General features: G+C 62.7%; 1 protein-coding gene. It reads left to right on the forward strand.

Going from position 1 to position 1,235, the window contains the following annotated elements:
• A partial coding sequence (locus ACT3UN_RS16440) for a ribonucleotide reductase N-terminal alpha domain-containing protein (protein WP_444657656.1) occupies window positions 1-1,235 on the forward strand: 1,235 nt, incomplete at both ends.

Genomic DNA, 1,235 nt, shown 5'->3' on the forward strand with positions numbered 1-1,235 from the left:
CAGCTCGACTACCACCAGCTCAACGCACTGCTCAACCTGTACGACGGTAACGGCCAGATCCAGTTCGACAAGGACCGCGAGGCCGCCAACCAGTACTTCCTGCAGCACGTCAACCAGAACACCGTCTACTTCCACGACCTGGAGGAGAAAATCGGGTACCTGGTCGAGAACAAGTACTACGACCCGGAGGTGCTCGACCAGTACGAGTTCGCCGACGTCAAGGCGCTGTTCAAGCGCGCCTACTCCCACAAGTTCCGGTTCAAGACCTTCCTCGGGGCGTTCAAGTACTACACGTCCTACACGCTGAAGACCTTCGACGGACGCCGCTACCTGGAGCGCTACGAGGACCGGGTGTGCATGGTCGCCCTCGGGCTCGCTGACGGCGACATCGAGCTGGCCGGCAACCTCGTCGACGAGATCATCGCCGGTACGTTCCAGCCGGCCACCCCGACGTTCCTGAACATCGGCAAGGCCCAGCGCGGCGAGCCGGTGTCCTGCTTCCTGCTGCGCATCGAGGACAACATGGAGTCCATCGGGCGCTCCATCAACTCCGCCCTGCAGCTGTCCAAGCGCGGCGGCGGTGTGGCGCTGCTGCTGAGCAACCTGCGTGAGACCGGTGCGCCGATCAAGCACATCGAGAACCAGAGCTCCGGCGTGATCCCGGTGATGAAGCTGCTGGAGGACTCCTTCTCCTACGCCAACCAGCTCGGTGCCCGCCAGGGTGCCGGCGCGGTGTACCTCAACGCCCACCACCCGGACATCATGAAGTTCCTGGACACCAAGCGGGAGAACGCGGACGAGAAGATCCGCATCAAGACCCTCTCGCTGGGCGTGGTCATCCCGGACATCACCTTCGAGCTGGCCAAGCGCAACGACGACATGTACCTGTTCTCCCCGTACGACGTGGAGCGCATCTACGGCCGTCCCTTCGCCGACATCTCCGTGACCGAGCACTACGAGGAGATGATCGAGGACCCGCGGATCCGCAAGCGCAAGATCAACGCGCGCCAGTTCTTCCAGACGCTGGCGGAGATCCAGTTCGAGTCCGGCTACCCGTACATCATGTTCGAGGACACGGTGAACAAGGCGAACCCCATCGAGGGGCGCATCACCCACTCCAACCTGTGCTCGGAGATCCTGCAGGTCTCGACCCCCAGCGAGTTCAACGAGGACCTGACCTACTCCGAGGTCGGCGAGGACATCTCCTGCAACCTCGGTTCACTCAACATCGCCGC

It is taken from the genome of Corynebacterium sp. AOP12-C2-36 (assembly GCF_052379185.1).
Lineage (GTDB): Bacteria > Actinomycetota > Actinomycetes > Mycobacteriales > Mycobacteriaceae > Corynebacterium.